11 protein-coding genes are annotated in these 13,409 nt (G+C 41.2%); 5 read left to right on the top strand and 6 right to left on the bottom strand.

Features of this window, described 5'->3' with window-relative positions; genetic code table 11:
• Nucleotides 1–68: 68 nt before the first annotated feature.
• From Q0993_RS06285 to Q0993_RS06275, 3 genes are read left to right on the top strand one after another with little or no spacing between them, the layout of a single operon-like run.
• Nucleotides 69–797: a polyprenol monophosphomannose synthase gene (locus tag Q0993_RS06285; protein WP_299530874.1), complete on the top strand. Its 729-nt coding sequence runs from the start codon at nt 69–71 to the stop codon at nt 795–797.
• A gap of 1 nt (nt 798) precedes the next feature.
• Complete coding sequence (locus Q0993_RS06280) at nt 799–2,133, top strand: dihydroorotase (protein ID WP_299530872.1); 1,335 nt, start codon at nt 799–801, stop codon at nt 2,131–2,133.
• A 1-nt stretch (nt 2,134) separates the two neighbouring features.
• Nucleotides 2,135–2,563 carry a DUF4296 domain-containing protein gene (locus tag Q0993_RS06275; RefSeq protein WP_299530870.1) on the top strand — a complete coding sequence of 143 codons (429 nt, stop codon included), beginning with the start codon at nt 2,135–2,137 and terminating at the stop codon, nt 2,561–2,563.
• Here Q0993_RS06275 and Q0993_RS06270 read toward each other — a convergent pair.
• On the bottom strand, nt 2,544–3,551 hold the full coding sequence (locus tag Q0993_RS06270; protein WP_299530867.1) for an NAD-dependent epimerase/dehydratase family protein: 1,008 nt from the start codon (nt 3,549–3,551) through the stop codon (nt 2,544–2,546). The two genes, Q0993_RS06275 and Q0993_RS06270, sit on opposite strands and share 20 nt — an antisense overlap.
• A 103-nt stretch (nt 3,552–3,654) precedes the next feature.
• Between Q0993_RS06270 and tyrS the strand changes: the two genes are divergently transcribed.
• Both tyrS and Q0993_RS06260 read left to right on the top strand, forming a co-directional pair.
• On the top strand, nt 3,655–4,950 hold the full coding sequence (tyrS, locus tag Q0993_RS06265) for a tyrosine--tRNA ligase (RefSeq protein ID WP_299530864.1): 1,296 nt from the start codon (nt 3,655–3,657) through the stop codon (nt 4,948–4,950).
• Between the two features lie 68 nt (nt 4,951–5,018).
• The gene (locus Q0993_RS06260) at nt 5,019–5,372 is read left to right on the top strand and encodes a hypothetical protein (protein ID WP_299530862.1); all 354 of its coding nucleotides are present in this window, start codon (nt 5,019–5,021) and stop codon (nt 5,370–5,372) included.
• 15 nt (nt 5,373–5,387) lie between these two features.
• Here Q0993_RS06260 and Q0993_RS06255 read toward each other — a convergent pair whose 3' ends face one another.
• The 5 genes from Q0993_RS06255 to Q0993_RS06235 all read right to left on the bottom strand — a co-directional run bounded on the left by Q0993_RS06255 (nt 5,388) and on the right by Q0993_RS06235 (nt 13,402).
• Nucleotides 5,388–7,916, bottom strand: a complete 2,529-nt coding sequence (locus tag Q0993_RS06255) for a DUF3857 domain-containing protein (protein WP_299530860.1) — start codon at nt 7,914–7,916, stop codon at nt 5,388–5,390.
• Between the two features lie 335 nt (nt 7,917–8,251).
• Entirely contained in the window at nt 8,252–9,232 is a 981-nt protein-coding gene (locus Q0993_RS06250; protein WP_299531134.1) for an acyl transferase, read from the bottom strand.
• Nucleotides 9,233–9,327: 95 nt separating this feature from the next.
• On the bottom strand, nt 9,328–9,651 hold the full coding sequence (locus Q0993_RS06245) for a T9SS type A sorting domain-containing protein (protein WP_299530857.1): 324 nt from the start codon (nt 9,649–9,651) through the stop codon (nt 9,328–9,330).
• A 238-nt stretch (nt 9,652–9,889) separates the two neighbouring features.
• Nucleotides 9,890–10,198, bottom strand: coding sequence for a T9SS type A sorting domain-containing protein (locus tag Q0993_RS06240; protein WP_299530854.1), 309 nt, complete (start codon nt 10,196–10,198; stop codon nt 9,890–9,892).
• A 369-nt stretch (nt 10,199–10,567) separates the two neighbouring features.
• Nucleotides 10,568–13,402, bottom strand: coding sequence for a hypothetical protein (locus tag Q0993_RS06235; protein ID WP_299530851.1), 2,835 nt, complete (start codon nt 13,400–13,402; stop codon nt 10,568–10,570).
• Nucleotides 13,403–13,409: the final 7 nt, after the last annotated feature.

Here is a 13,409-nt window from a genome sequence, read left to right as displayed (position 1 = left end):
ACAATTAGAGTTACTTCATTTTTCCACTCTGTTGAAAACACTATTTTTGTGCAAATCCAAATATACCCATGTCGAACAGCCTAGTCATTATTCCAACGTACAACGAATTGGAAAACGTTGAGGCTATAATCCGGGCTGTCTTTGGATTGGACACCGATTTTCATGTACTTATTGTTGACGATAACTCCCCGGATGGAACCTCATCCGTTGTAGAAAAAATGCAAGAGGAGTTTCCTGAAAGTTTGTTCTTGGAGGTCAGAAAAGAAAAATCGGGCTTAGGAACTGCGTATATCCATGGATTCAAGTGGGCCATTACAAGAAAGTATGATTACATTTTTGAAATGGATGCCGATTTCTCACATAACCCTACCGATCTAAAACGGCTACTCCGCGCTTGTAAAAATGGTGCCGATGTGGCCGTTGGCTCCCGTTATAAAAAAGGAGTCAACGTGGTAAACTGGCCATTATATAGGGTTTTGTTGTCTTATGGAGCTTCTTTTTATGTAAAGATGGTGACCGGTATGCGCGTACATGACCCCACAGCAGGTTTTGTATGCTACAAACGGCATGTATTGGAAAATCTAAAATTGGATTCGGTACGATTTATTGGTTATGCCTTTCAGATAGAAATGAAATTTCGAGCCTATCTTAAAGGCTATAAAATAGAGGAAGTTTCCATTATATTTAGAGATCGTGAAAAAGGAAAATCAAAGATGAGTTCTTCCATTATTGGAGAGGCTATTTTCGGAGTATTTATGATGAAAATGCGCAGTCTTTTCCAAAAAAACAGGTTTTAACATGAGTAGGCAGTTAATAAAGAATGCCAAGGTCGTCAATGAGAACAAAATATTCGAAAGCGATGTGTTGATTGAAGATGATGGCATTCTTAGAATAGATAGGGATATCACCAATGTGAATGCAGAGATTATAGATGCCCAGGGCCGCTATCTTTTGCCGGGAATTATTGACGACCAAGTTCATTTTAGGGAACCTGGGCTTACCCACAAGGGGAACATCGCCTCTGAAAGTAGAGCGGCTATAGCGGGGGGGATTACCACTTTTATGGAACAGCCCAATACAAATCCACAAACCGTTACCATAGAAAGGTTGGAGGAGAAATTTGCCGTGGCCGCCAAAACTTCCTACGCCAATTATTCCTTCCCTTTTGGAGGGACAAATGACAACCTGGAGGAAATAAAACGACTGGATAAAAATGCCTGTTCCGGGATAAAGTTGTTTCTAGGCTCATCTACGGGAAACATGTTGGTGGATAACGAGGCCGTACTTGAAAAGATTTTTAGGAACACGGAAATGGTAATTTCGGCGCATTGCGAGGATGAAGGAACCATAAAGAGGAATTTGGCATGGCACAGGGAAAGGTATGGAGAAGACATCCCCATACAATACCATCCAATAATACGTAGTGAAGAGGCATGCTACCTTTCTTCATCCAAGGCTATTGCCTTGGCAAAAAAAACCGGAGCCAGATTACATGTGTTCCACTTATCTACGGGCAAGGAGACCCAATTGTTTCGAAACGATATTCCTTTAAAAGAGAAAAAGATAACGGCTGAGGTCTGTATACATCATCTTTGGTTTTCGGACACGGATTATAAGGACAAAGGCACCTTAATAAAATGGAATCCTGCCGTAAAGACAGCCCTGGATAGAGAACAGCTTTGGGAGGCACTTTTGGATGATCGCATTGACGTGATCGCTACGGACCATGCTCCCCATACCCTGGAGGAGAAGGATAATGTATATACCAAAGCTCCCTCGGGAGGACCTTTGGTACAACATGCACTGCCCGCCGTTTTGGAAAAATATAAAGAAGGTGCCATTTCCTTGGAAAAGATAGTGGACAAAATGTGTCATAATCCTGCTATTTTATTTCAAATAGAAAAACGTGGATTCATTAAGGAGGGGTATTTTGCCGATTTGGTCTTAGTAGATCTTGATAGGCCTTGGACCGTATCAAAGGATAACATTTTGTATAAATGTGGATGGTCTCCTTTTGAAGGATCCATTTTTTCTTCCAAAATATCCCATACCTTTGTGAATGGTCATTTAGCGTATGAAAATGGGAAGTTTTCGACCAAAAGAAATGGCAGGCGATTAACTTTTGAGCGATAGCATGGGACGAATACTTTTTTTTGGGTTGATTGGTTTACTTGTCGCATGCGGCGAACAGTTGATGGAAAAACCAAAGGATTTGATTCCAAAAGATCAAATGGTGGCCATCCTAAAGGATTTGGCGGTGATAAATGCCGCAAAGAACACCAATATTTCCATATTGAAGGAACATAATATCGAACCGACGGACTATATTTTCAAGAAGTACAACATTGATAGCGCCCGATTTGTGCAAAGCGACACGTATTATGCATCCCTTCCTTCGGAATACGAAGCCATTTATGAAGAAGTGGAAGCAAATCTGGAAAAAGAAAAGAAAGCTCTTCAGGAGGCCAATAAGATCAGTGATAGTTTAAAGGCCGTTGAAATGGAAAAGAAGAGGGGCTCAAAGAAAAAAAAATCAAAAAAGGTCAAGGATTCTCTTCCTTAAACTTGGCACAGCAAAATTCAATGGCCCCATCCAGAGGCTCAAAATCGAAACCTAAGCTATCTTTTAGTTTTTTACTGCTATAGAATTCACGATGTTTTAAGGATCGGATAGCATTTTTTGTAATTCGCCTGCCCTGACCGGTAAAAAGATTTCTAAGCCAGTCAAACCATCTTCCAATTTCCAATTGCCATACTTTCAGTTCTTTATTTGGTTTTTGCTTTCCCAAAGCCTGGGCCATTTGCTGCAAGATTTCCTTGAAAGTCAAATTTTTGGCCACTGTAATAAATCGCTCATTGTATATTTTGGATTCCATCAGGGACATCATAATATGGACCACGTCATGAATAGTAATAAAACCGGTACCGCCAGGAGGGTAATATGTATATCCTTTATTTGCTGTAGTAAATAGGTCGCCGGTACCCCTGTCCCAAAAACCAGGACCTATGATTACTCCTGGATTTAGGATCACAATGGGCAGACCTTCTTGGGAACCTCTCCAAACTTCCATTTCTGCCGAATATTTGGTAAGTGCATAGACATTGACCTCCTGATCGGACCATTCGTTTTCCTCTGTGGCCATGGTATCTTCGGCACTTTTTCCTATGGTTCCTATTGTGCTTATATAGCACAGCTTCTTTATCCCTTTTTCAATGCAGAGATTAACGATATTGGCAGTGCCTTTTGCATTGGTTTCAAATAGTTTTTTGTAGTCGCCCGGGTCAAAAGATATCAGTGCAGCGGCATGGTATACATATTCCACGTCTTTAAAAGCGATTTCCAATGCCGGAATGTCATTGAGGTCGGCCTCTATCCAATTAATTTGCTGAAAGAGGTCATCACCGTTCTCGGTATAATAGTTGAAGACTTTTTTAACCCTTTGAAGATTGCTTTTTGGCCTATGTATTGCTTTGATCGGGATATTCCCCTGCAACAAGTGAAGTAGCAAATGTGCCCCGACCATTCCAGTACCTCCGGTAACCAAAACCATAACCCAAAGTTACATATTTGGGACGGATTAATTTGGCTTTCTGAAAAACAGAAACCATTGGATTTCCTTTTATATTTGCAGCAAAATGTAAAAGAGAGTTATCATGGCTTCCAACTTTGTATCAGAATTAAAATGGCGGGGAATGCTGCACGATGCCATGCCTGGTACGGAAGAACATCTAATGGGCGGAATGCAATCTGCCTATGTAGGTATAGACCCGACTGCCGATTCGCTACACATAGGCCATCTGGTAGGTGTGATGATGCTTCGGCATTTTCAATTGGCCGGACACAAACCGTACGCCCTGGTAGGTGGTGCCACAGGAATGATAGGTGATCCTTCAGGAAAATCCTCCGAACGCAACTTGCTGGATGAGGCGACATTGCGTCTTAATGAGGAGGCCCTAAAAGCACAATTATCACGATTTCTTGATTTTGATAGTGAATCCGATAATGCAGCGGTGCTTGTCAACAATTACGATTGGATGAAGGATTTTTCATTTTTGGACTTCATCCGTGATATAGGTAAGCACATTACGGTAAACTACATGATGGCTAAGGACTCCGTGAAAAAAAGACTCTCTGCGGAATCCACCGAAGGGATGTCCTTCACTGAGTTCACTTATCAGCTGGTACAGGGCTACGATTTTTTGTACCTCTATCAAAATCATAATTGCACACTTCAAATGGGCGGTAGCGACCAGTGGGGCAATATCACTACAGGAACCGAGCTTATACGAAGGATGGCCGGTGGAAAAGGATATGCCCTGACCTGCCCTTTGATTACCAAAGCCGATGGCACTAAGTTTGGGAAGACCGAAGGAGGCAATATATGGTTGGATGCCCATAGGACCTCGCCCTACAAATTTTATCAATACTGGTTGAACACTTCCGATGAGGATGCGGAAAAATATATAAAAATCTTCACCTTTCTTTCAAAAGAGGGTATTGAACATTTAATCAACGAACATCGTGAAGCGCCCCATTTAAGGATACTACAGCGACGTTTGGCCGAGGAAATAACCGTAATGGTACACTCCCAAGAGGATTTGCATAATGCCGTAAAGGCCAGTCAGATTCTCTTTGGAAAATCTACTCCGGAAGATTTAAAGCTCTTGGACGAAAAGACCTTTTTAGATGTTTTTGAAGGGGTACCCCAAGGCCCTATTCCCAGGGTGGAATTGGAAAGCGGTTTGGATATGATCGGAGCACTTTCCGCCAAAACCGGTTTTTTGGGGTCCAATAGCGAAGCGAGAAGGGAACTAAAACAGAATTCCATTTCCGTAAACAAGGAGAAGGTCAAGGAAAATTACGTCATAACCACTTCTGACCTCATCAATGAACGGTTTGTGCTTTTGCAAAAGGGCAGAAGGAATTATTTTGTTCTGCTGGTAGACTAGAATCCATATTAGAAGAAACAGCTTTTATCGATTTTCGTATCTTGTAGGTATAGATAATACGACTTGAAATGAAATCGGTTAAGGATGTATTATCCCTTTTTTTAATCTTAATGTTTTTCGTTTCGTGCGGTGAGGATGATTGTTGTGCGAATCGCTTACAAGGCCGATTTGTCCATGAAATTCCCGATTGTACCGAGGAACAAACTTGTACGGAATTCGTTCATTTTCTCGATGCCTCCAGGGCCAATATACGTTTTGACGGCGGGGATACGGCATATCGATTTGATTACAGGGTGGAAGATGGTGAAATTTTTTTGGAACAGGAGCCAACCTCTAGCTTTGCACTTCCCTTTCATTTTAGGATTGTTGATTCACGCACCCTGATACGCAGCGATAATGGGGATTTATGGAAAAAGGAATAATGATATGAGCTCTTTCTAAGCCTCCGAATTTTGGATTACTACCGATACTTTGGAGTTTTCGTAAGTCCTACAAAACGTATCTTTTACCCGCTGCGAAATATTAAAATAAGGTATCCAGATAGCCGCTGTGATAAAACTTCGGGCAATTTCTTTATAAGATGCCATTGTCTCTGCCTCACCTAACTGTCCCGGCACCAATTGTTCTACGAGTATCAAGTCTATGAGGGGGACCAAAAACGCCAATGTATAGTATATGGTAATAAGTATTGGAAGACTTGTCCTTTTTTTGAAGAAGAGGATGATAAGCAGAACACTAAAGGTTATCAATAGATAATTGTAGAATTGCTCAGCACCATAAAGAAAGACAAGATTCAAAGATTGCCCTTCTTGCAGATTGTAAAATGCGGACCAAATATGCTCATTGAATTGATCTTCTGAAACGACTTGTACCAAGATTAGAATAGGGGAGAGCAACAAGCCAATGGCCGGTAGTATCAACCATCCTCCAATGGGCTTTTCGGGCCCATTGCCTTGAGGTTTTGGGTTATATTCCCGAAAGATTTTTAGTGAAAAATAGAATCCAGATATTACGGCAAGGACTAAGAGCAAAATAGAAACCCAACTTAACTTAAACCCAGCATTTTGGGAGTCATATGTAAGGTAGTAGGATAAACTGTTCTTTATCTCATCATTCTTCTCTTGAAATAAGGCAACTTGATCAGCTGGCAGCGTATCTGTATCAAGGTCATAAGTATGCGCTACACTTAGGCTAGACCCAAATCCTTTTATGCTATTGGTATACTTAAAACCAGTTCCTTCAATGGTTTTTTCGGTAGCATTTACAGGCCAATTCTCAGGAAGCTCTATCGTGGTCTTTTGGGAAAAGGAATGGGGCTCACCGAGATGATATGGCATATTCCTTTTGGCAGAAACAGGATAATTAATTAGGGATTCCAGTACTAAAGGATAGGTCTCACAATAAAGGATTCCCTCTTCAGATTTTGACCAAAACTCATTTATTTCATAGTATTCTTCTACATAAACGCTATTATATGAATTTCTTAGACCATCATTTAATTTGATTCCGCTAGAGAAAGCAATTTGAGGATAAAGGTTGCTGTAGTAGTTAATATATTCTTTCTCAATAGTTTCCATTGGAGTGTTATTGAAGTAACTCCGTATATAGTCTGCTTTACCTCCTGTATATTCGGTTTCTATGCTCAAAGTGGCACTTCCCTGTATTGAATCTATCCTGATACGTTCGTTAATAGTTATTCCGCTTTTTTTACCTTTTGAAATAGTTATTAGACCATCCTCATTTGACTTTACAAGAAGTCCAGTTCCGTAATTAGGGAAAGATAGATTTTCCAAATTTCCTCCCTGATCGGAAATTGTAGGATCCACATAAAAATCCTTGCCCTCAAAATTGAAATAAACGATACAATGATCAAAGATGTTATGGCTTGGCAACAAATTTCTTATACCATCTCGCAATTGCGTATTTACTAATAAAGGAAAGGAAGAAACGCCTTCTTTTCGCAAAAGGGATACCAATAGGAGTGACTTGTCCTTACAGTCTCCATAGCGTTGGCGATACACTTTTGATGGTATATTGGGCTTATAGGCCCCAATACCGGATTCAAAACCTAAATATCTTATTTCGTCCTGTACAAATCGGATTAGTTGCACTATACGTTCATCCAATGGTTCATCCTCTATCATCAGTTCTTTAGCAACAGATAGGTTATCCGTGGGATAAGTATATAACCCTTTGGCCCAATCTACAACCTTACCCCAATCCTCCATAGTTGAAATGGACACTCTTTTTTGTATATCAAACCAGGGCGGAACATTACTGTCATATAATTTGTTCTGAGAACCGTCCAAATCCCAAATATATTCTGTTCTTTTATGTGTTTTTGTGACCGTAGGTTCACTTGCCCCTTCCAATAGTTTATACCATATCTTATTGGTCTTGTTGGTTATGATTCTGTTATAAATTCGATTTACCGGGGAAGTGTATTCTTGATACAAAGTGGTGGAATAGTTTCCTTTGTTTATTGGATTAAATCCTTTAATCGAAAACGCATATTCTATAATGTCACCTTCCCGAACATCCCATAAATTAATGACTGCCGTAAAAGAACCATCATAAAGGGACCGTTCCATTTGAGTTTCCCTCTGGAAAACATTTATCGTACTTTCTCCCAATCTGTCTATTATAGTTCCATTTCTAACCAATCTTATCTGGTGAAATTCGAGTTTCTGATAAGAGGGGTCATAGGTCACATCAATATCGGACATTTCTTGAATTCCCTTGGTATTCAGCACCTTTATTGCGTAGTGCCTGTAAACATTTTGCCTTGGTAAATTGTCTTGGAAATCAAGTAATAGATATTGATAACCTCCTTGATTTTTACTAGCCTCTTCATGAATAAAAGGAATTGGATTCACCCAATCTGGCACCTTGGTCTTATCTACCCTTTGGGCTGTACAAAAAAGGCATCCAAGTAAAATTAAAATGGCTAAATAATACGTCCGCATGAGCTTAAAGTCGGTTAATGGGTTACTAGGTGGGCTACAATTTTGTAAACAATGAAACAATAAATCAGTATAACGAAAAAAATCTCAGGATATTGGTCAGTTGTCGCCGAATATCGGTTGTACAAGTTCAATTTCAAGTTTGCCATTTCCTGGTTGCAAAGTGAAAGGGGTCAATAGTGATTTAACACCTAAAAGTGATTAGGTTTAAACTTGCTCTTTTACATAGGGTTAGATGTGCTACCCCATCATTTTTGGGAGTTTCTCCAATTACATTTTACAACCTTAAACCATTGGTTAGGATTGTTATTGGTAATTGCTAATTTTTAATCCATTATTTACAACACCATCAAATTACATCCACGGATGTCCGAATGGTCAAAACGGCCCAAGATTTCAAAACTTCCATCGGTATACCGTTTCCCCAAATCTTGGGTTGCAATAAAGGAACAGGAATATATGTTGGCTAGGTCTATAATGTTTATTCCTCCGGTTTTCCCATCATTTTGGGGTGACAATGGATCTTCGGGATCTCGGATCAGGACTTTCATCCATGGAGGGGTTTTAAAAAGGCCATCACCTTGGGAATAGGCTTGGGACAATAATTCCGTCATGCCATATTCAGAGTGGATATGGCTCACCCCGAACCCTTTTTTAAGAATGCCATGCAAGGCTTCACGGACCACTTCCTTCCTTTTGCCTTTCATCCCGCCGGTTTCCATTACAATGGTATTCTTTAAGGAAAATGTATGTTTTTCTACCAAGTCCATAAGGGCAAAGGAAACTCCTAATAGAAGGGTTTGGTCTCCTTGGGCATCAAGGTGCACCAATTTTTCTTGTAGGCCTTTAAGATTGTTGAGATAAAATCCGCTATCCGGGTGATGGCTTTGATCAATTAGGTCATTTACCATATAGATTAGAGAAGAACCCTCTCTTTCCAAATAAGACGGGAGTAAAGCCAAAACGCAGTATTTGGTAACATCTCCATAAAAACGATTGAAAGCGGCCCGGTAGCTTTTTGTATATAGGGAGGGATCGATAACAAAGTGCTTACTGGTTCGGGTATCCGTGGTTCCGCTACTGGTAAATACAATTTGGGAATTCTTTTTCGAAGAGATAATTTTTTTACTCCTAAAAAACTCTATGGGCATAAAAGGTATTTCTTCTATACCTACCAATTTATTCGGAGTTTTTTCCAAATGATCGCAAAAGTCATGATAAACGACATTGTTGTTGTACTGAAAATTGAATATTTGCCATGCGAAGCGTTCAAACTCTAATTTTGACTTTATCCCAAATATTTTATTGGTATCTATCATAGGGCTCTTGTAGGAGCAAAGGTAAGGGGATAAGGCCAAAGCATAAAAAAAGGAATCCATAAGTGGATTCCTTTTTTTCCTCTTTATAATATCGATTATTTCACGACAAGCTTTCTTGTCATGGTCTTGTTATTTTCGGTAACCTGTAACACGTACACCCCTGAGACCAATTTAGAAATATTGAGGGCGTTAGATCGTATTCTGTCCGTTAAGACTACTTCTCCAAAAACATCATAAACAGCAATTTCCTTGTTGAGGTTTCTGGGCGTAGTAATATATACCACATCATCAAGGGCCGGGTTGGGATATAGCTTGAAGGTGGAATTTTCCGTAGTTGAGGCAAGAGGAGTACCAACGACTTCCTGACCATATACGGAAACAGCAAATAGCATAAAAATGCCAAAGTAGAGTTTTTGCATAGGTATTGATTTGGGATCAACAGTATAAAGATACAGAAAGGGACTACGTATCCGGTGAAAATGTTGTGAAATTCGATAAATTGTAGGTGAATAAAACGAGACAAACCGTTCATCGGATTTTTCTACCTATTATCGAATGCAAAAACTAAGAAATACATTAGGAAAGTACTGATGTAAAAAGATTTAACCTTCTTTTTTCTACAGCTAATCGGTATCGATCAATGTAAAAAAAATAGGTCTATTTAACGATAAGCTTGCGGGTGGCTACCTTGTTTCTTTCAAAAACACGCAGTACATATACCCCTGCATCCAAATCGGAAAGATTTAATTCGTTGCCCAAAAGAGTGGTTTGTAATACCTTGGTTCCCAGCACATCAAAAATCAAAATTTTCTTTGGGGCATTTTCCGTAGTACTAATATATACCTTGCCCTGTGTTACGGGATTGGGATAGAGCGTAAACCCGTCTATGTCTCCATTGGTCTTGGCATCTTGCGAGTAGACGATGGAAATGAAAAGTAAAAAAAAGACGAGGTAAAGGTGCTTCATAGAGTATGGGTAACAAATAGCGTACCGCAAATATAGGAATTCTGATGCACGATGTCCTTTTGAGGCCCGTAATCCTTGGAAAAATTCGATGAAATGCAGGATAATGGCAATTGGCATTAATTTGTTGCCAACAATATTGTGAGGCTTTAAGAAAGGAAGGAATATGGACTCCGTCCTGTGGAAAGCTTGCGCAATATTTTGACCTAGGCTACATTAAAACCGCCTTTAGCCCTGGGGCCATTGTATCGGGAACGCCTTTCAAGACTGTTTCAAACAAAAAACCCCGGATAAGATTTCTTTCTTATCCGGGGTTTTTGATTGTTCGTTTTCTATAACAAGTATAGAAAAGAGGATTTTATAACATTAATGTTAATTGATCCAATCAAAATCCGCCTCAACTGTTGTTGAAGAGGTGTACGTAGTTGCTTCATTAGCGTCCGCACTATCAATTTGTAATTCAGCAGGGCCAGAAGTTCCTGGGAAATCAAATTGTGTAGCATAACCTGTTAAGCTTAATCCGGTAATAGTTGCACCGGAAGCGTTCTTCATTTGTATACCTACGCCACCAACAGAAGATTCCGCAGTGAAATTAGTTAATGTTGGGTTGGCATTAATACCATCGGCCTCAATTGCGGTAGAGAAACCAGCAATCGTGTGCTTAACAAAGGTGTCCGCCAAAGTACCATTCCAACCTTCCGTCCAATCTACGGAGTCATCCTCTAGGTCTTCTGCATAAAAGCCGGTTACGTTAACCGTTCCTCCAAAGAATTCGATACCATCATCGGCACCCCCAATACAGGCTACGTTGTCTATAGTGGTACCTGAACCAACCGCATAGAGCGTCAAGCCATTAAATTGGGAATCCGCATTGATTTGGGCCCCGGTATCCCTTAGGATCAAATAGTCGATATTACCAGAGGACTCAGTATCGTTATCGCCTCCATAAATTAAGCCACCAACTTCGGCTGTAGCATTCTCACCTGCCGTTGTTGTAGCATTACCACATATTAAAAGTCCACCCCATGGTTCTCCGTCTTCGGAGCGCATTTCTACAGGGCTGGTAGCGGATCCTTGAATATCAATTGCACCTCCTTGCAATACGGCCAAGTAGTTGGCGGTACCGGAAGCGGACACTATTTCAGTTCCTTCGGGGATAGTTAAAGTTGCACCGCTATTCACGAGGACCGGACCACTAATGGTATATATTACGGCAGCATCCAAAGTGGTATCCGCGGTAATGTTTGCAGGTAATACTTCAGAAGTCAAACCACCTGTTGCCCAAGCAAAATTACTTGCATTGGTCTGCGACGAAGCATATACGGCATCATCCGCGGTATTGGCATCTGCCCCATCAATTTGTAGTTCAGCAGGACCGGAAGTGCCTGGGAAATCAAATAAATCATCAAAACCAGTGGCTGTAAAATTGGTAATGGTCGCCCCAGAAGCATTTTTCATTTGAATGGCCAAACCACCTGTAGATGATATGGCGGTAAAATTGCTTACTGTAGGATTATTATTGACTCCGTCCGCTTCTACGGCAGTAGAGAAACCTTGAATGGTATTGACCACATAGGCGACATCCAAAGTACCGCTCCAACCTTCCGTCCAGTCTATGGCATCGTCTTCAATATTCTCGGCATAGAAATTGGTAACATTGACCGTACCACCGAAGAACTCTATACCATCATCGGCACCTTCAATAACGGCAACATTATCAATGGTGGTTCCTGAACCCACACCATATAGGGAGAGACCGTTGAATTGTGAGTCGGCATTAATCTGTGCCCCTGTATTTCTTAAGATCAAATATTGAATGCTACCGGAAGATTCGGTATCGTCGCTACCACCGTAAACAAGCCCACCAACTTCAGCGGTTACATTTTCACCGGCCGTGGTAGTAGCATTACCACAAACTAGGAGTCCACCCCAATCACCACCATCATCGGAACGCATTTCTACAGGGCTAGTGGAGGTTCCCTGGATATCAATGGAACCACCTTGTAATACGGCCAAATAGTTAGCGGTACCGGACTCGGAAACAATTTGTGTTCCAGCCGGAATGGTCAAAGTAGCACCACTGTTTACGAGAACTGCACCACTTATGGTATACTCCACAGTGGGATCAAGCGTTAAATCGGCAGTTATGTTCGCCGGTAATTGACCGCCAACAATGGCTTCGGTGGCCCAGGCAAACAAACTTGCATTGGTTTGGGATGAGGCATATACGGCATCATCCGCAGTATTGGCATCTGCCCCATCAATTTGTAGTTCAGCAGGACCGGAAGTACCTGGAAAATCAAATAAATCTTGGAAACCTGTTGCAGTAAAACCATTGATCGTGGCTCCGGAGGCATTCTTCATTTGAATGGCCAAACCACCTGTAGAGGAAATACCGGTAAGACCATCGATCGTAGGATTATTATTGACCCCATCCGCTTCGACGATGGTTGAAAAATTTTCTACAGTATTGATCACATAGGCAGTGCTGAGCGTTCCATTCCAACCTTCTGTCCAATCGATGGCATCATCCAGGTTATTCTCTAAATAAATATTACTAACATTGACAGTACCTCCAAAAAATTCAATCCCATCATCCGTACCGTTTATTATGGCCACATTGTCAATGGTAGTCCCGGAGCCTACGGCATATAGCGATAGGCCATTGAATTGAGAATCACCGGAAATCACCGCACCAGCATCCCTAATGATCAAATAGTCAATATTACCTGAGGAATCAGCGTCGTCAGAACCTCCGTACACAAGCCCTCCTACTTCGGCGGTTACATTTTCACCTGCAGTGGTTGTGGCATTACCACAAAGCAATAGGCCTCCCCAAGTTCCTGCAGTACCATTGGAACGCATTACAACAGGATTGGCCTCGGTACCTTGAATATCGATATTTCCTCCTTGCAACACCGCCAAGTAATTATCGCTACCGGTATTTGATACAATTTCCGTACCCGCGGGAATAGTAAGGGTTACTCCCGAGGCTACCAAAACACTGCCATCAATAGTATATTGTTGTGAGGCATCCAATTGCCTATCCTCTTCGATAGTACCTGAAAGGGTTGTGTCTTCACCACCCCCACCCCCTGGTGGCGGGTTTGGCGTAGGTGCCGGGTCGTTATCATCACTGCTACACCCTACAAATAGAGCCCCAGCAAAAAGGGCCAGACCTAGAAATTTAATTAACTTTTTCATCATTTACTTG

It is taken from the genome of Ulvibacterium sp., from assembly GCF_028285715.1.
Classification (GTDB): Bacteria; Bacteroidota; Bacteroidia; order Flavobacteriales; family Flavobacteriaceae; genus Ulvibacterium.
The sequence above is the reverse complement of the archived record's forward strand: the minus strand, read 5'-3'. Positions and strand labels throughout refer to the sequence as shown.

Coding starts and splice junctions, on each gene's coding strand:
- Q0993_RS06255 (WP_299530860.1), bottom strand. CDS start 7,916: ATGCGGACGTATTATTTAGCCATTTTAATTTTACTTGGATGCCTTTTT.
- Q0993_RS06260 (WP_299530862.1), top strand. CDS start 5,019: ATGAAATCGGTTAAGGATGTATTATCCCTTTTTTTAATCTTAATGTTT.
- Q0993_RS06245 (WP_299530857.1), bottom strand. CDS start 9,651: ATGCAAAAACTCTACTTTGGCATTTTTATGCTATTTGCTGTTTCCGTA.
- Q0993_RS06250 (WP_299531134.1), bottom strand. CDS start 9,232: ATGATAGATACCAATAAAATATTTGGGATAAAGTCAAAATTAGAGTTT.
- Q0993_RS06270 (WP_299530867.1), bottom strand. CDS start 3,551: ATGGTTTTGGTTACCGGAGGTACTGGAATGGTCGGGGCACATTTGCTA.
- Q0993_RS06275 (WP_299530870.1), top strand. CDS start 2,135: ATGGGACGAATACTTTTTTTTGGGTTGATTGGTTTACTTGTCGCATGC.
- Q0993_RS06235 (WP_299530851.1), bottom strand. CDS start 13,402: ATGATGAAAAAGTTAATTAAATTTCTAGGTCTGGCCCTTTTTGCTGGG.
- tyrS (WP_299530864.1), top strand. CDS start 3,655: ATGGCTTCCAACTTTGTATCAGAATTAAAATGGCGGGGAATGCTGCAC.
- Q0993_RS06280 (WP_299530872.1), top strand. CDS start 799: ATGAGTAGGCAGTTAATAAAGAATGCCAAGGTCGTCAATGAGAACAAA.
- Q0993_RS06240 (WP_299530854.1), bottom strand. CDS start 10,198: ATGAAGCACCTTTACCTCGTCTTTTTTTTACTTTTCATTTCCATCGTC.
- Q0993_RS06285 (WP_299530874.1), top strand. CDS start 69: ATGTCGAACAGCCTAGTCATTATTCCAACGTACAACGAATTGGAAAAC.